Raw genomic sequence first — 16,672 nt, forward strand, 5'->3', positions numbered from 1 at the left:
CCAGGATGATCACGCCCAGAGCCGTTCGTTCTGCAGGTTGGTGTAGAGCGAGGCGACGAACTCGCCATAGCCGTTGAAGATCTGCGTCGGCACGCGCTCCCCAGTGCCGATCAGGCGCTCGGTCGCCTGGCTCCAGCGGGGATGCGGCACCTCCGGGTTCACATTCGCCCAGAAGCCGTACTCGTTGCCCTGCAGCGTCTCCCAGAAGCTTTTCGGCCGCTCGTCGGTCAACGTGATGCGGGCGAGCGACTTGCCGGACTTGAAGCCGTATTTCCATGGGAAGACGATGCGGAACGGCCCGCCATTCTGCGCCGGCAGCGGGCGGCCATAGATGCCGGTGACGATGAAGGTCAGCTCGTTCGCCGCTTCCTCGACCGTGCAGCCCTCGATATGCGGCCAGGGGTACCAGCTCTGCCGCAGGCCCACCATGGAATCCGGCCGCTGCGCCGTCTCCAGGCGCACATACTTCGCCGAGCCGAGCGGCTTCACGATCTCCAGCAGCTTGGAGAGCTGGAAGCCGGTCCAGGGCACCGTCATCGCCCAGGCCTCGACACAGCGCAGGCGATAGACGCGCTCCTCCAGCCCGATGCGCTTCATCAGGTCGTCTACGGCGAATTCGCCGGGCTGCTCGACCATGCCGTCCACCTTCACCGTCCAGGGGCTGGTCGGCATGCGCTGGGCGGTCGGCCAGATGTCCTTGTTCGAGCCGAATTCGTAGAAATTGTTGTAGGTGACGGGGTCGCGCTCGGGCGTCAGGGCGCGGCCCGGCTGGTAGCGCGGGTTGCGCATTGCCGGCGGCAGGTCCGGCAGGTCCGCCGGGTTGCGCTGCCAGGGATCGTTGGAGGAGCGGCCGCGGCCGAACAGCCACTGCGCCTGCGCCTCGGCCGAGAGCATCACTCCCGCGCCGGCGGCGGCCATCAGCGCGCGGCGGTTCAGCGCGACATGTTCGGGCGTTGCGGCATGGTCCGGCAGTTCCCAGCCACGCTTGCGATGGATGCGCATGGTCCTCTCCGCGTTCGGGCGGCCAACCCGGATAAGGTTCTGTCGGCTTCCCCCCGCGTCAAGGCGCGGGGCGGGGAAGGATCGCCGTCGGCGGCTGTCCGGGCCGGGTCTCGACGCGGAAGACGCGATACCGTTCGGCCTCGATGCCGTGCCGGGCACGGACCAGCGAGCCCTCAATGCGGCGGACGGGCTCGGCCTCGGGCCAGTCCGGCGCGCTGTCCCGTCTTTCGCTCTGCACCAGCATGCCGGTTACGCCGGGGATCGGGCGCGGCAGGTTGAAAAGTGTCCATCTCGGGTTCAGCGCCATCACCGGCACCCCGGGCGGCAGCCGCAACGCGAGTTGCGAGGCCAGGCCGTATTCCTCGGCGGCGACGAAGCCGGCGCCGATGCGCCGCCGCTCGGCCTCGACGGCGGCGGCGAAATCGTCCCAGCCGCCAAGGCGGGCGAGCGTCGGGTCCTGGCGGCGCGGCAGCGGGAGGGGCGCGAAGGCGGACTGAATGTAGGCGCCGAGCGCGAGCACGGCGCCGAGCGCGAGCGCCGGCCGCCGCCAGCCCAGCAGCCGGCGCGGCGTGAAGGACGCGGCGGCGATGCAGGCGGCGGGGTACAGGATGGCGGGCCAGTTGCCCTGCACCCGGCTGCCGGTTGCCTGCCAGAGGAAGATCGCGGTCCCCGGCAGCACCATCGCCGCCAGCAGGCCCGCCCCGGCATCGCCGCGCCGCCACCAGGCGGCGACCGCCAGCCCGAGGCCCGCGACACAGAGGATGAAGACCAGCGGCGTGGCCAGCCCGAACTGGCTGCCGATCAGCTCGCCCAGGAAGCGGAAGGTGACGCCCGGCGCGTCCACGCCGGCCCGGCCGCCCTGCTTGGCGAAGCTCGCCCAATCATGCGCGGCGTTCCAGAGGATCACCGGGGCGAACACCACCGCCGCCAGAACGCCGCCGGCATAGAGCCGCCAGTCCCGCCACCAGCGCCAGGCGGGGCGGGACATGAGCAGCCAGGCCACTGCGCCCGCGCCGAGCAGCACCGCGGTGTATTTGGACAGCAGCGCCAGGCCGCAGAACAGCCCGAAGGCCAGCCACCAGCGCCCATCGCCATCCGTATGCAGCCGCGCCAGGGCCCAGAGCGCGGCGCACCAGAACACCAGCAGCGGCGTGTCCGGCGTGGCGAGGATGCCGCCGACGCCGACGACCAGCGTGGCGTTGAACAGCGCGGCCGCCCAGGCGCCGGGGCGCTGCGCCGGGAACAGGCGGTTGGCCGCATCCGCCAGCGCCAAGCTGGCAAGGGCGATGCCGATCGGCCCGAGCAGGCGGATGCCGAAGGCGGTCTCGCCCGCCAGCAGCGTGCCCGCCCGGATGAAGACGGCGATCATCGGGGGGTGATCGAGATAGCCGGGCTGTAGCACGCGCGACCACACCCAATAGTACGCCTCGTCCGGCGCGAGCGGCGTGATCGCGGCGACGACCAGCCGCAGCGCGGTGACCGCCAGCAGGGCAGCGCCCCAGGCGCTCATCCCTCAGCGCGTCCGCCAGACCAGGGTGGAGGAGACGGCGTAGTTCCAGACCACGGTGATGAGCGCGCCCGCCGCCCCGGCCAGGCCCCAGGCCAGCACGCCGTCGCGGACCAGCAGGTTCGCGATGCCGACATTCGCCGCCGCGCCGATGCCGCAGACCAGGTAGAACAGCACCAGCCCGCGCCACAGCGCCGCGCCGCGCAGCCGCGCATCGCGATAGGTGATGCGGTTGTTCAGGACGAAGTTCGCCGTCATCGCCACCAGCGTCGCGCCCCATTGCGCCAGGCCGAAGGCGAAGCCTGCGAACACCAGGGTGGCCAGCGCGGCCATGTGCACCAGCACGCCGACCGCGCCGACGGCCGCGAAGGCGACGAAGCGCAGCGGCACGAGGCCGCCCGTCAGCTTGTCCAGCAGCAGGCCCGCGAATTCCATCAGGACCGTCGCGTCGAGCTTGGAATCGCCATGCTCGCGCGCCCGGAAGCTGTAGGGGACCTCGACGATCCTGACTGTCCTCGGCACGGTCAGCAGCAGGTCGAGCAGGATCTTGAAGCCGCGCCCCGTCAGCCTTGGCGCCGCCTGTTCCACCAGGTCGCGCCGCAGCAGGAAGAAGCCGCTCATCGGGTCGGCGACGGTGACGGGCAGCAGCGCCTGCGCCAATCGCGTGCCGGCATCGGAGAGCGCGCCGCGGGCAGCCGAGAAGCCTTCCGACGCCGCCCCGCCCGCGACATGGCGCGAGCCGATGGCGATGTCGGCGCCCTGCTCCACCGCGCGCAGCATGGCGGGCAGGATCGTCTCGTCATGCTGCAGGTCGCCATCCATCACGGCGACGAAGGGGGAGGAGACGGAGAGCATCCCCTCGATGCTGGCAGAGGCAAGGCCGCGCCGCCCGACGCGGCGGATGCAGCGGATGCGGGGATCGCGCGCGGCGATGGCGCGGACCTCCGCCGTGGTGCCGTCGGGGCTGTCGTCGTCGACGAACACGGCTTCCCAGGCGATCCCCGCCAGGGCCGCATCCAGCCGCTGGACCAGCGGCACAACGTTCGCCGCCTCGCGGAAGACCGGTATGACGATCGCGAGGCGGGCCGGCAGGACGGAGGACTCGATCACCCCTGCCCCATACCGCCGGACGCGCCGGCGGGAAACGGCGCGCCGGCGGCCAGGGCCCCGGCCGCCGGGGAGGTCAGCCCACCATGCGCTCCGCCAGGGCCATCAACAGCACCGCCAAGATCGCCGTGCCGGCGATCAGCGGGAAGGTCCAGGGCATCTGCGGCGGATGACGGTCGTCGTGGTTCGGATGCAGGATTTTCATGCCGGGCCGAACTCATGGCAGCCTCGGCAGTTCGTGAAGATTCCGCGCTGACAACGCTGCGCTTATGAGCCCGGTGGGACTCGAACCCACGACCCCATGATTAAAAGTCACGTGCTCTACCGGCTGAGCTACGGGCTCGTCCTGCCGACCGCGGAACGGGCCGGCGCAGCGCCGGCTTTAGGCGTCCGCCGCAGGGGTGCTGTCAACCCCGCCGGCCCCTTCCGCGGGCTTCTCCGCCTCGGCCGCAGGTGCCGCCGCGGTGCCGGGCTTCATGGACTTCACCACGTCCGGCTCCCGCACCATGCCGTTCGGGCCGCCCCCGCGCTTGATCTTGTCCACCACATCCATGCCGGAGACCACACGGCCCCAGATGGTGTACTGGCCGTCCAGGCTCGGCGCCGGGGCGAACATGATGAAGAACTGGCTGTTCGCGCTGTTCGGGTTGTTGGTGCGCGCCATGCCGCAGGTGCCGCGCATGAAGCGGGCCTTGCCGGGCGGGCTGAATTCCGCCGGCAGATCGGGCAGGTCGGAGCCGCCGGTGCCCGTGCCCGTGGGGTCGCCGCCCTGCGCCATGAAGCCGTCGATCACGCGGTGGAAGGGCGTGCCGTCGTAGAAGCCGCGCGCGGCGAGCGCCTTGATCTGCTCGACATGCTTCGGTGCGAGATCAGGCAGCAGCTCGATCGTCACCGTGCCGTCCTTGAGCTCCAGCAGCAGGGTGTTCTCTGGGACGGGGCTTGCTTCGCTCATCGGGTCGGTCCTGCTGTTCGTGTCCTGGTGCAACGCATCGGCCGAAGCCGGCAACCTATAGGCTCAGCCGATATCGGCTGCTACCCGCATGCGGCGGATGCGGTCGGGCGGCGGCGGCACCATGCCGGACTGGCCAACGCCGCGCTTGATCTTGTCCACTGCCTCCATGCCGGAAACGACGCGGCCCCAGATGGTGTACTGGCCGTCCAGGAAGGGGGCGGGGGCGAACATGATGAAGAACTGGCTGTTCGCCGAGTTGGGATTCTGTGCCCGCGCCATGCCGCAGGTGCCGCGCAGGAACCGCGCGCGGCTCGCCGGGACGAACTCGGCCGGCAGGTCGGGCAGCGGCGAGCCGCCGGTCCCGGTGCCGGTGGGGTCGCCGCCCTGCGCCATGAAGCCCTCCATCACGCGGTGGAAGGGCGTGTTGTTGTAGAAGCCCTGGCGCGTCAGCGTGCGCATCCGCTCGACATGGCGCGGCGCGAGCTCCGGCAGCATAAGGATGCGCACCTCGCCGTCCTTCAGCTCCATCACCAGCGTGTTCTCGGGATTGGTGGGCTGCGCCTGGGCGCGAGCCACGGCCGGCAGCGCGAAGGTGGCGCCAATCAGCGCGCGACGACGGAAGGAAAGCATCATTCGGCGGCGTCCTTGTTGCGGCGCACGCGGGCCAGCGTGCGCTCCAGGGTGAGCGGCGTCACGAAGGTGGAGATGTCGCCCCCGAGAATCGCGATCTCCTTCACGAAGCGCGAGGAGATGAACTGGTTCGTCTCGCTGGCCATCAGGAAGACGGTCTCGATCTCCGGGTCCAGGCGGCGGTTCATGCCGGTCATCTGGAACTCGTAGTCGAAATCGGTCACGGCGCGCAGGCCGCGCAGGATCATCTGCGCGCCAACTTCCTTCGCGAAGCCGATCAGCAGGCCGGTGAAGGGCTGCACCACCACCTCGCAGCCCGTGCGCTGCGCGATGCGGTCGGTCTCCGCGCGGACCAGCTCCACCCGTTCCTCGAGCGGGAAGAGCGGCCCCTTCCCTGCATTGATCGCGACGCCGACCACCAGCCGGTCCATCAGCCGCGCGGCGCGGCCGATCACGTCGAGATGGCCGTTGGTCACCGGGTCGAAGGTGCCGGGATAGAGGCCGATGCGCTGCCTGCTCATTGCGGGTCGGGTTCCGTGTTGCCGGGCGCCGCGGCATCGCCGCCATTCGCCGCCTCTTCCTCCTCCATCACCGGGAAGCAGGAGGTGACGCGCTCGCCGTCGTCGAGCCGCAGCAGCGTGACGCCCTGCGCGGTGCGGCCGGTGATGCGCACCTGGTCTGCCGGCAGGCGGATGAGGCGCCCGGCGTCCGTGACCAGCATCACGTCGTCGCCCGCGCGCACCGGGAAGGTGGCCACCACCTCCCGCCCCGTGCGCGGCGTGAGGGTGATCCCGGTGATGCCCTGCCCGCCGCGGCCGGTCACTCGGTATTCGTAGGCCGAGCTGCGCTTGCCGAAGCCACGGTCGGTGACGGTGAGCACCACCTCCTCCGCCGCCTCCATCGCGTCCAGCTTCTCCTGCGGCACGACCTCTTCCTCGACCGCCTCGCCCACCGCCTCGACGGTCGGACCCTCGGCGCCGTTCGGCTCGGCCACGTCCTCCCCGGCCGCGCGGCGTTTCTGGGCCGCCCAGCGGAGATAGGTCAGGCGCTCGCCCGGGCTCGCCTCGACATGGCGCAGTACCGCCAGCGAGATCACCGCGTCGTCGCCGAGCAGGCGCAGGCCGCGCACGCCGGTGCTGTCGCGCCCGGCGAAGACGCGCAGCGTGTCGCTCTCCGCCTGGAAGCGGATGGCGCGGCCGCGGCGGGAGCCGAGCATCACATCGTCGCCCTCGCGGCAGGTCGCGACGCCGATCAGGCTGTCGCCCTCGTCAAGCTTCATCGCGATCAGGCCGGTCGCGCGGACATTGCGGAAGTCGCTCAGCTTGTTGCGCCGGACATTGCCGCCCGCGGTCGCGAAGACGAGGTGCAAATTCTCCCACAGCGTCTCGTCCTGCGGCAGCGGCAGCACGGCGGTCACAGATTCCTCCGCCTGCAGCTGGAGCACCTGGCGCAGGCTGCGTCCGCGACCCGTCGCGCCGCCTTCTGGCAGCTGCCAGACCTTCTCGCGGAAGGCGATGCCGCGGCTGGTGAAGAACAGCACCCATTGGTGCGTGTGGGCGACGAAGCTGCGGACGACGATGTCGTCCTCCCGCCGGCCGGCGGCGCTTCGGCCTCGCCCGCCGCGGTTCTGCGCGCGGAACACGTCGAGCCCGGTGCGCTTCACATAGCCGTCGCGCGTGATGGTGACGACCATGACGCCCGGCTCGATCAGGCTCTCGTCGTCCTGGTCGGCGACGCCGTCCACGATCTCCGTCATGCGCGGCGTGGCGATCTGCGCGCGCACGGCCAGCAGTTCCTGCGCCATCAGCTCCATCCGGCGCGGCCGGGAGCCGAGGATCTCCAGCAGCTCGCGGATGGTGGCGCCGACTTCCGACAGCTCCTGCGCGATCTTCTCGCGCTCGAGGCCCGTGAGGCGCTGCAGGCGGAGGTCGAGAATGCCGCGCGCCTGGTCTTCCGTCAGGCGGACCGTGCCGCCCTCGGTCAGCACGTTGCGATGGTCGTCCACCAGCGCCAGCAGCGGGCCGATATCGGCGGCCGGCCAGTCGCGCGCCATCAGCGCGACGCGCGCGGCGGCGGCATCCGGCGCGGCGCGGATCAGGGCGATCACCTCGTCGATGTTCGCCACCGCGACCGCCAGGCCGATCAGGTTGTGGCCGCGGTCGCGCGCCTTGTTCAGGCGGAAGCGGCTGCGCCGCGCGATCACCTCCTCGCGGAACCTGATGAAGGCGAGCAGCGCGTCCTTCAGCCCCATCTGACGCGGACGGCCTTCATCCAGCGCGACGAAGTTCACGCCGAAGGAGGTCTGCAGCTGGGTGAAGCGATAGAGCTGGTTCAGCACGACTTCCGGCGTCGCGTCCTTCTTCAGCTCGATGACGATGCGCAGCCCGTCGCGGTCGCTCTCGTCGCGCAGGTCGGAGATGCCCTCGATCGCCTTGGCGCGGACAAGCTCCGCGATCTTCTCGATCAGGCTCGCCTTGTTGACCTGGTAGGGGATCTCCGTGACGACGATCATGGACCGGCCGCCGCGCATCTCCTCGATGGTCGCGCGGGCGCGCAGCGGGATGGAGCCGCGGCCGGTCTCGAAGGCGGAACGGATGCCGGCGCGGCCGAGGATCAGGCCGCCGGTCGGGAAATCCGGGCCGGGGATGATCCGCATCAGGTCCACGAGCGGGGTGTCCGGCTCCTCGATCAGCTTCAACGTGGCGTCGATCACCTCGCCCGGGTTGTGGGTGGGGATGTTCGTCGCCATGCCGACGGCGATGCCGCCGGCACCGTTGACCAGCAGGTTCGGATAGGCCGCCGGCAGCACGCGCGGCTCCTCGGCCGATTCGTCGTAGTTCGGGACGAAGTCGACCGTGTCCTCCTCGATGCCTTCCAGCAGCGCGGCGGCGGAGCGCGCCAGGCGCACCTCCGTGTACCGCATCGCCGCCGGCGCATCGCCGTCCATGCTGCCGAAATTGCCCTGGCCGTCGATCAGCGGCACGCGCATGGAGAAGGGCTGCGCCATGCGCACCATCGCGTCGTAGATCGCGCTGTCGCCATGCGGGTGGTATTTGCCCATCACGTCGCCGACGACGCGAGCCGATTTCCGGTGCGGCTTGTCGGCCGTGTAGCCGGCCTCGTGCATGGCAAAGAGGATGCGCCGGTGCACCGGCTTCAACCCGTCCCGCGCATCGGGCAGCGCGCGCGAGACGATGACGGACATCGCGTAGTCCAGATAGGACCGCCGCATCTCCTCCTCGAGCCCGACGGGCGCGATGTCGGACGAGGCGTTCGGATCCTCGGGAGTCGTGTCGCTCAAGCCGTGTTCCTCTGGGCCGGCATCCGGATGCCGCGGCTATCCGCCTGGGAGAGGGAGCGGGGCGCTGGGCGGAGGCCTTGCCGGCCCTCTCGGCGCGCCGAGGCGGGCATCACCGCCCCTGGCTTGCCGCTACGGCCGACGATGCGCCGGCCCGTCTCAGTGCCTCGACTCCGGCCTGCCGCGGCGGGTCGAAATATCCTGTCCATATAGGGCCGCGGCGCCCTCGGCACAAACCCGCGGGGGGCCGTGCCTGTCGGCTCAGAACGGGATGTCGTCGTCGAGGTCGGACTTCGCCGGCGCGCGCCCACCGCCGCCGCCGCCGCCGCCGGAGCGGGAGCCGCCGCCCCCTCCGCCGCCGCGATCCCAGCCACCGCCGCTGCGCTCACCCGATCCCGAGGACCGCCCGCCGCCATAGCCGCCCCCACTCTCCGAGGGCTCCCCCATGTCGGAGCCACCGCCCCCACGGCCGCCGACCAGCGCCAGCTCGCCGCGGAACTGACGCAGCACGATCTCGGTGGTGTAGCGGTCCTGGCCCGACTGGTCCTGCCACTTCCGGGTCTCGAGCTGGCCTTCGAGATACACCTCGGAGCCCTTGCGCAGGTATTTCTCCGCGATCTCGCCGAGCTTCTCGTTGAAGATGGCGACCGAATGCCACTCGGTCCGCTCCTGCATGTTCCCCTCGCGGTCCTTGTAGCGCTCGGAGGTCGCCAGCCGCAGGTTCACCACCCGGCCGCCATTCTGGAAGTTCCGCACCTCCGGGTCGCGGCCCAGCCGGCCCAGCAGGATCACCTTGTTCACTCCGGCCATCGGTCGGAATCCCTTACGCTTTTCGGCCGGAAGCCTATCCCGGCCGCGGTTTGCAGGCCAGCCATGCGGCGGGACGCCCTCTGGCGAAACCTCTTTCCAGACCATCTATAACGGCGTAGACCTCCCGAGAACAAGATGCGAACGCGCGGTCGTGACCACGACCGCGGTTCTCCTGTGCGGAATCGGTGATCCATGAGCGGCTTCATCCGCATTCGCGGCGCGCGCGAGCACAATCTGAAGAACCTCGACCTCGACATCCCGCGCGACACGCTGACGGTGGTCACGGGGCTTTCGGGGTCGGGGAAGTCCTCGCTCGCCTTCGACACGATCTATGCGGAGGGGCAGCGGCGCTACGTGGAATCGCTCAGCGCCTATGCGCGGCAGTTCCTGCAACTGATGCAGAAGCCGGACGTGGATTCGATCGAGGGCCTGTCGCCGGCGATCTCCATCGAGCAGAAGACTACCAGCCACAATCCGCGCTCCACCGTCGGCACGGTGACGGAAATCCACGACTACATGCGCCTGCTCTGGGCGCGGGTCGGCGTGCCGTACAGCCCGGCCACGGGCCTGCCGATCGAGGCGCAGACGGTCAGCCAGATGGTGGACCGCATCATGGCGATGGAGGAAGGCACGCGGCTGCTGCTGCTGGCGCCCGTGGTGCGCGGCAAGAAGGGCGAATACCGCAAGGAATTCGCCGAATGGCAGCGCCGCGGCTTCGAACGCGTGAAGGTGAACGGCGAGGTTCACCAGCTCTCCGAGCCACCCAAGCTGGACAAGAAGTTCAAGCACGACATCGAGATCGTGGTGGACCGGATCGTCGTGCGCGAGGGCGTGCAGTCGCGCCTGGCCGACAGCCTGGAGACGGCGCTCGGCCTGGCGGACGGCATCGCCTATGCGGACCATGCAGACACGAACGAGCGCACCGTCTTCAGCCAGAAATTCGCCTGCCCCGTCTCTGGCTTCTCGATCGAGGAGATCGAGCCGCGGCTTTTCAGCTTCAACAGCCCGCAGGGCGCTTGTCCTACGTGCGACGGGCTCGGCACCCAGGCCTTCTTCGACCCGATGCTGGTCGTGCCGGACGACACGCGCAGCCTGAAGGACGGCGCGGTGCAGCCCTGGGCCGGCGCCTCCTCGCCCTATTACGACCAGACGCTCGAAAGCCTGGCGCGGCACTACAAGATCGCGATGACGACGCCCTGGCAGGATCTGCCGAAGGTGTTTCGGAATGTCGTGCTGAACGGCACGGGCGCCGAGGTGGTCACGCTGCGCTACAAGGACGGGCTTCGCGGCTATGACGTGAAGAAGCCGTTCGAGGGCGTCATCCCGAACCTGGAGCGCCGGTTCCGCGAGACGGACAACCCGTGGACCCGCGAGGAGCTCTCGCGCTACCAGGCCGAACGCCCCTGCCCGGCCTGCAACGGCCATCGCCTGAAGCCGGAGGCGCTGAGCGTGAAGGTCGCGGGCAGCCACATCGGCGTGGTGAACGAGCTGTCCATCCGTCGCGCGCGGGACTGGTTCGCCGGCGTGATGCCGACGCTGACGCCGCAGCGCGCCGAGATCGCGCGCCGCATCCTGCGCGAGATCGAGGAGCGGCTGCAGTTCCTGAACGATGTCGGCCTCGACTACCTCTCGCTCGGCCGCTCCTCCGCGACGCTGTCGGGCGGCGAGAGCCAGCGCATCAGGCTGGCCTCGCAGATCGGCAGCGGGCTGACCGGGGTGCTGTACGTGCTGGACGAGCCCTCCATCGGCCTCCACCAGCGCGACAACGAGCGCCTGCTGGCGACGCTGCGGCGGCTGCGCGACATCGGCAACACGGTGCTGGTGGTCGAGCATGACGAGGACGCGATCCGCAGCGCCGACCACCTGGTGGATATCGGCCCCGCGGCGGGCAAGGGCGGCGGGCGGATCATCGCCCAGGGCACGCCGGCCGAGGTCGAGCGCAACCCCGCCAGCATCACCGGCCAGTACCTCGCCGGAATCCGCCGCATCCCGATGCCGGAGACGCGGCGGCCCTTCGATCCGAAGCGCACCATCAAGGTGGTCGGCGCGAAGGGCAACAACCTGAAGGACGTCTCGGCGGAGATCCCGCTCGGCACCTTCTGCTGCGTCGCCGGCGTCTCCGGCGGCGGCAAGTCCACGCTGGTCATCGAGACGCTGTTCAAGGCCGCGTCGCGCCGCCTGATGGGCAGCGGCGAGGTGCCGGCCCCGCATGAGCGGATCGAGGGGCTGGAGCATCTCGACAAGATCATCGACATCGACCAGTCGCCGATCGGCCGCACGCCACGCAGCAATCCCGCGACCTATACCGGCCTGTTCGGCCCGATCCGCGACTGGTTCGCCGAGCTGCCCGATTCACGCGCGCGCGGCTATGCGCCCGGCCGCTTCAGCTTCAACGTCAAGGGCGGCCGCTGCGAGGCCTGCCAGGGCGATGGCGTGCTGAAGATCGAGATGCACTTCCTGCCCGACGTCTACGTCACCTGCGACACCTGCAAGGGCAAGCGCTACAACCGCGAGACGCTGGAAGTGAAGTTCCGCGGCAAGTCCATCGCGGACGTGCTGGACATGACCGTGGACGAGGCGGTGGAGTTCTTCTCGGCTGTCCCAGCCATCCGCGACAAGCTGGTGGTGCTGCGCGACGTCGGGCTCGGCTACATCCATCTCGGCCAGCAGGCGACGACGCTCTCCGGCGGCGAGGCGCAGCGCATCAAGTTGTCCAAGGAACTGTCCCGCCGCGCTACCGGCCGCACGCTCTACATCCTGGACGAGCCCACCACCGGGCTGCATTTCGAGGACGTCCGGAAGCTGCTGGAAGTGCTGCATGCGCTGGTGAAGCAGGGCAACACGGTGGTGGTGATCGAGCACAACCTGGAGGTCATCAAGACCGCCGACTGGATCCTGGACCTCGGCCCGGAGGGGGGCGAGGGCGGCGGGCGCATCGTCGCTGCCGGCACGCCGGAACAGGTGGCTACCGTGAAGGAAAGCCACACCGGGCGCTTCCTGGCGCCGATCCTGGCGCGCGACGGCGCGGTTGCCGCACCGGAGCCGGTCAGGCGCCGCAAGCGGGCCTGAGCAGGAGGCGGCCGGAAGCCGGCGTGGCATGCCGGCTTCGCTCGTTGCACCCGGAGTGTCGAAAAATCTGACAAACCTCGCGCACTAGGCGATCAAACGACGATATTGCGTCGGCTTTCTTTACACGCCGGGGCGTCGGCCGGAGGCGTTGCATCGTAAGACATTGTATTCAAATTGTATGTCACTCTGGCATTGCGATTGCATTGTGTGCAGGGCGCCACTCGAACCAGAGGAGCACACGACAGCATGCGCAACATTCTTCTCGCATCAGCGTTCTGCATCGGAATTTCATTGCCCGCTGCTGCGGCCAACCTTGTCACCAACGGCAGCTTCGAGTCCGGTCTTACGGGCTGGGCCATCGGCGGCGTCGACACTCAGGGCTACCCGCCTGTCGCGATCTTTTACGGTGCGGCGTCTCCATATCCGAACGGCGCCTTCGGAGAGGCGGTGCCCGCCAATGACGCGCCGACCAATTCGCCCGACGCGCCCGGCGCGCGCGCGGCCTACTTCGTGTCGGACTTCACGGTGAACCAGAGCCTGAAGCAGACCATCTTCCTCAATCCCGGCACCTACCAGATCGGCTTCAGCGCCTACGCGCCGGCCAACGGTTATGCCAATGCCGGCGATGCCACCTTCTCCGGCACGATCCTCAGCCTCGTCCTGGCGAACTACGCGGTGTCGGCCGGGCCGGTCACGACCTGGCGGACCTTCCAGGGCGCGACGGTCATCGCCGCACCCGGCAACTACGATATCGAGTTCGTCTTCAACACCAATCTTTTCCCGTCGAAGGACGTGGTCATCGACCAGGTTTATGTGATCGAGGGCAATCCGCCGCCGCCGGTCGTGGATGTACCCGCTCCCGCGGCACTCGCACTGTTCGGCATGGGCCTGCTGGGCCTTTCCGCGGTGCGCCGCCGCGCGGCCTGAGAACGCCGAGCCGAGCGTGGCGCCCGGAAGCGGTGCTTCCGGGCGTCTCCCTCGGGCAGGCGGTGCGTGCCGTTCCTTCCGTGATCAGAGCCGGCCGGCCAGGCGGCTCGGCAGCGCCATTGCGGGCACGCCGAACACCGCGCGCCGCAATGGCGGGATCACGCCGACCGAGACGAGGCCGATCGAGAACAGGCACCAGATGGCTGCGATCTCGTTCGGGTTGCCGGTCAGCAGCGAGGCCAGGATAGGCCCCAGCAGCGCGTGGAACAGCACGAAGCGCCATGCGCCATAGGCCAGCGGCACGATGAAGACCGCGATCATGTAGCTCGGGAAGGTCCAGACCGAGCCCGCGAAGAGCGGGATCGGCGGCACCAGGGCATTGAACGGGATGTCCCAGGCGAGGTGCCAGTCGCCCGAGACGGTGCAGAGCGCCGCGCCGCAAAGCGCCGTGCCCGCGCGGCACGGGCCCGCCCACTCGAAGGGATAGAGCTGCAGCAGCATCACCGCGGCCGAGGCGCCGCCGATGACATGCACCGCGCTCCGCATCCAGGCCGAGACCCCGCCAGCGATCAGCGCCATGGCGAAGGCGTTGATGAACAGCGGCTGGAAGGCGATGTGCAGGTAGGACAGCAGCGTGACGGACTGGTTCACCGGGCTGCCGCACTGGTCCACCACGGCATAGCCGGCGACCTGCAGGCCCTCCATCAGGGTGAACCACGCAACGGCGGCGGGCACTGCCGGCGGATCGCCCCGGCGCAGCGTCCAGACGGTCGCACCGGCGCCAAGCGCCACCATCCCCACCGACGCCGCCTCAGACCAGCACATGCATGCCCCCGCCCCCGCAATTGCTGCATGCTACGGAGCGCAATCAGTGCCGAGAAGCCGACCCGGCGAAGGTCACATCACAGCCAGGGTGTTTTGCTCGATTCCTGAGGAATTGTCAGGAGTTGTGTTCACCTATTGCGACGCGGATCATTTTTGCTTCAAAACTGGCTTGCTCATTGGAACCGCGTCATGCACCACCACCTCGCCCTGCTGACCCTGGCGCTGCTCGGCCTTGCCGCTGCCCCGGGCGTCCAAGCCGGAAATCTCGTCGTCAATGGCAGCTTCGAGTCCGGCTTCGACGGCTGGACGCGGGGCGGCGGAAACCTGAGGAACCCGGCCTCCGTCATCACCTACAACAGCAGCGCAACCTACCCCACGGGTGCCTATGGCGAACCGGTGCGGCCGAGCGATGCGCCGACCGACTCGCCGGACGCGGCCGGCGCGCGCGCCGCCTATTTCGTGGATGACTTGGCCGTCAACGAAAGGCTCTCCCAGATCGTCTTCCTGGAGGCCGGCAGCTACCAGATCGGCTTCAGCGCCTATCTGCCGCGCAACGGCTTCAACAACCGCGGCGACGCCACCTTCAGCGGCAGTATCGCGGGCATGATGCTGGCGAACTTCGCCGCCTCCACCGCGCCGGCGCAGTCCTGGCAGGCCTTCTCCGGCACGACCATGGTCGCGACGCCGGGCAATTACGCCATCGAGTTCGTGTTCAACACCAACCTGGCGCCGTCCAAGGACGTGGTGATCGACCAAGTCTACATCATCCCGATTTCGACTGCGGCGGCCGTGGCGGAGCCGGCGAGCCTGGCGCTGTTTGCCGCCGGCCTGCTTGGGCTCGGTGTGGCCTCGCGTCGGCGGCGCAGGCCATCGGAGGCATAGCGCAGCGATTGCGCGCCTCGGGACGGGCCGCCCGCCTCACACCCGGCCGCGCAAGCCGGCCAGCGTCACTGCCAGCCGGTCCCCGATCCCGCGCGGTGCGGGCACCTCGCGCCCCGCCGCAAGCCGCATGAGGTCGCGCGCCGCCAGCACCGCCGGCAGCGCCGCCGCGACGGCGCCGCGCGGGATGTCGCGCCGGGCGCCGCGCAGCGCCTCCAGCCCCTCCGCCGCCATCTCCGCGGCCAGCGCGCCGACTGTCGGGGCGTGCGGCGTCGCCACGACCGACTCCGCGCTCAGCCCGGTCGCCGCCAGCCTGTCGCGCGGCAGCAGGCAGCGCCCTCGGGCCGCATGCGCGGGGACGCTCCGCAGCACGCCCGCGAGCCCGTAGGCCGCGCCGAGCGCGCGCAGCACCTCGGCCGCCTCCGGATCGGCGCCGAGGGCACGCCCTGCCGCGGCCGACCAGCCGCCCGACGTGCCACGAAGCCAGGCGACGAAGTCTTGCTCGGTCTCGAGGCCGTCCTCCTCCGTCTCCGCCTCCCGCGCCTCGATCATCGCGAGCAGCGCGGCGGGATCGAGCAGGCCCGCGCCGATCGCCGTGGCGAGCGGCGTCGCCACCTCGTGCCGCCGGGCGGGCCGCCCGGCCGCCGCCTCTTCCACGGCGTCGCGCCACCATTGCAGGCGGATCTGCGCGGCGATCGGGTTGCTCGCCGCCTCCCGCGCGCGCGCCAGTTCGTGATTGAAGGCGGTCAGTGCGAACAGCGCCGGGCGCGCAGCCGCCGGCGCGAAGAGCGTGCAGAGGAATCGGTCGGGATCATGGGCGCGGACGAAGCCGGCCAGGTCCGCCTCGGGGGCTTCGGGCATTCGCGGCAGATGAAGCGGCCGTGCGCCGGAGGCAAGCGCAGTTGACGCTCCTTCGGGCCAAGCCTAGGTCACTCGCGGCCTGGGCGCGCGTTCCGGCGCGACCGCCAATTGCGCCATTCGGGAGACAATGATGCCCTTCACGCTGCCGCCGCTGCCCTATTCCACCAATGCGCTCGCCGCCAACGGCATGTGCCAGGAGACCCTGGAACTGCACCACGGCAAGCACCACAACGCCTATGTCACGGCGCTGAACGGCCTGATCGAGAGCAAGGGCCTGGCCGGCAAGTCGCTGGAGCAGATCTGCGCCGAAGCAGGAAAGTCGGGGGCAGAAGGTCTGCCCGTGCTGAACCAGGCCGGCCAGCACTACAACCACATCCTGTTCTGGCAGGTCATGCAGCCCGGCGGCGGCGGCGACGACCTGCCCGGCGCGCTGAAGGCCAAGATCGACAGCGACCTCGGCGGCCTCGCGAAGTTCAAGGAGGACTTCAAGCAGGCGGGCGTGACGCAGTTCGGCTCGGGCTGGGCCTGGCTCGTCATCGGCAATGACGGCAAGCTGAAGGTCACCAAGACGCCGAACGGCGCCAACCCGCTCTCCACCGGCGAAGGCCAGCCGATCCTCGGCGTGGATGTGTGGGAGCACGCCTACTACCTGGACTTCCGCAACGTCCGCCCGAACTACCTGCAGAACTTCCTGGACAAGCTGGTGAACTGGGAAGTGGTGGCCGACCTGCTGCAGAAGGGCGGTATGAAGAGCGGCCAGAGCGCCTGAACGGCGACGGCCGGCCCCGCCCGGGACCGGCCGTGA

15 protein-coding genes and 1 tRNA gene are annotated in these 16,672 nt (G+C 69.8%); 4 read left to right on the forward strand and 12 right to left on the reverse strand.

Annotation, left to right across the window (positions count from 1 at the left end):
• Nucleotides 1–9: 9 nt before the first annotated feature.
• The 10 genes from msrP to ssb form a co-directional block, all read right to left on the reverse strand.
• Nucleotides 10–1,002, reverse strand: a complete 993-nt coding sequence (gene msrP / locus DFH01_RS13800; RefSeq protein WP_109871049.1) for a protein-methionine-sulfoxide reductase catalytic subunit MsrP — start codon at nt 1,000–1,002, stop codon at nt 10–12.
• 58 nt (nt 1,003–1,060) lie between these two features.
• Nucleotides 1,061–2,512, reverse strand: a complete 1,452-nt coding sequence (locus tag DFH01_RS13805; protein ID WP_109871050.1) for an ArnT family glycosyltransferase — start codon at nt 2,510–2,512, stop codon at nt 1,061–1,063.
• Nucleotides 2,513–2,515: 3 nt separating this feature from the next.
• A complete protein-coding gene (locus DFH01_RS13810; protein ID WP_233256107.1) occupies nt 2,516–3,619 on the reverse strand; it encodes a glycosyltransferase in 1,104 nt (367 codons plus the stop codon).
• Nucleotides 3,620–3,692: 73 nt separating this feature from the next.
• A complete protein-coding gene (locus DFH01_RS29000; protein ID WP_269846252.1) occupies nt 3,693–3,821 on the reverse strand; it encodes a hypothetical protein in 129 nt (42 codons plus the stop codon).
• 65 nt (nt 3,822–3,886) lie between these two features.
• A tRNA-Lys gene (locus DFH01_RS13815) sits at nt 3,887–3,959 on the reverse strand.
• Between the two features lie 39 nt (nt 3,960–3,998).
• Nucleotides 3,999–4,568 (reverse strand): peptidylprolyl isomerase, encoded by a 570-nt coding sequence (locus DFH01_RS13820; protein ID WP_109871051.1) that lies wholly within the window; start codon nt 4,566–4,568, stop codon nt 3,999–4,001.
• Nucleotides 4,569–4,631: 63 nt separating this feature from the next.
• On the reverse strand, nt 4,632–5,096 hold the full coding sequence (locus DFH01_RS13825; protein WP_442899707.1) for a peptidylprolyl isomerase: 465 nt from the start codon (nt 5,094–5,096) through the stop codon (nt 4,632–4,634).
• Between the two features lie 101 nt (nt 5,097–5,197).
• Nucleotides 5,198–5,719, reverse strand: coding sequence for a pantetheine-phosphate adenylyltransferase (gene coaD / locus DFH01_RS13830; protein WP_109871052.1), 522 nt, complete (start codon nt 5,717–5,719; stop codon nt 5,198–5,200).
• Entirely contained in the window at nt 5,716–8,430 is a 2,715-nt protein-coding gene (gene gyrA, locus DFH01_RS13835; RefSeq protein WP_233256140.1) for a DNA gyrase subunit A, read from the reverse strand. Before gyrA ends, coaD begins: the two co-directional genes overlap by 4 nt.
• 327 nt (nt 8,431–8,757) lie before the next feature.
• Nucleotides 8,758–9,306, reverse strand: coding sequence for a single-stranded DNA-binding protein (ssb, locus tag DFH01_RS13840; protein ID WP_109871054.1), 549 nt, complete (start codon nt 9,304–9,306; stop codon nt 8,758–8,760).
• A 192-nt stretch (nt 9,307–9,498) separates the two neighbouring features.
• Between ssb and uvrA the strand changes: the two genes are divergently transcribed.
• Both uvrA and DFH01_RS13850 read left to right on the forward strand, forming a co-directional pair.
• Nucleotides 9,499–12,375 (forward strand): excinuclease ABC subunit UvrA, encoded by a 2,877-nt coding sequence (gene uvrA / locus DFH01_RS13845; protein WP_109871055.1) that lies wholly within the window; start codon nt 9,499–9,501, stop codon nt 12,373–12,375.
• A gap of 246 nt (nt 12,376–12,621) precedes the next feature.
• Entirely contained in the window at nt 12,622–13,302 is a 681-nt protein-coding gene (locus DFH01_RS13850; protein WP_109871056.1) for a PEP-CTERM sorting domain-containing protein, read from the forward strand.
• Between the two features lie 84 nt (nt 13,303–13,386).
• On the opposite strand, the gene DFH01_RS13855 is transcribed toward DFH01_RS13850, so the two are convergent.
• Nucleotides 13,387–14,127 carry a DUF5765 domain-containing protein gene (locus tag DFH01_RS13855; protein WP_109871057.1) on the reverse strand — a complete coding sequence of 247 codons (741 nt, stop codon included), beginning with the start codon at nt 14,125–14,127 and terminating at the stop codon, nt 13,387–13,389.
• A 189-nt stretch (nt 14,128–14,316) separates the two neighbouring features.
• Between DFH01_RS13855 and DFH01_RS13860 the strand changes: the two genes are divergently transcribed.
• Entirely contained in the window at nt 14,317–15,009 is a 693-nt protein-coding gene (locus DFH01_RS13860) for a PEP-CTERM sorting domain-containing protein (protein ID WP_109871058.1), read from the forward strand.
• A 36-nt stretch (nt 15,010–15,045) separates the two neighbouring features.
• Here DFH01_RS13860 and DFH01_RS13865 read toward each other — a convergent pair whose 3' ends face one another.
• Nucleotides 15,046–15,867: a squalene/phytoene synthase family protein gene (locus DFH01_RS13865; RefSeq protein ID WP_109871059.1), complete on the reverse strand. Its 822-nt coding sequence runs from the start codon at nt 15,865–15,867 to the stop codon at nt 15,046–15,048.
• Nucleotides 15,868–15,997: 130 nt separating this feature from the next.
• Here DFH01_RS13865 and DFH01_RS13870 point away from each other — a divergent pair, with 130 nt between their 5' ends.
• Nucleotides 15,998–16,636, forward strand: coding sequence for a superoxide dismutase (locus tag DFH01_RS13870; RefSeq protein WP_109871618.1), 639 nt, complete (start codon nt 15,998–16,000; stop codon nt 16,634–16,636).
• The last annotated feature ends 36 nt before the right edge of the window (nt 16,637–16,672 follow it).

This window comes from Falsiroseomonas bella (assembly GCF_003173615.1).
In the GTDB taxonomy this organism is placed as follows: Bacteria; Pseudomonadota; Alphaproteobacteria; order Acetobacterales; family Acetobacteraceae; genus Falsiroseomonas; species Falsiroseomonas bella.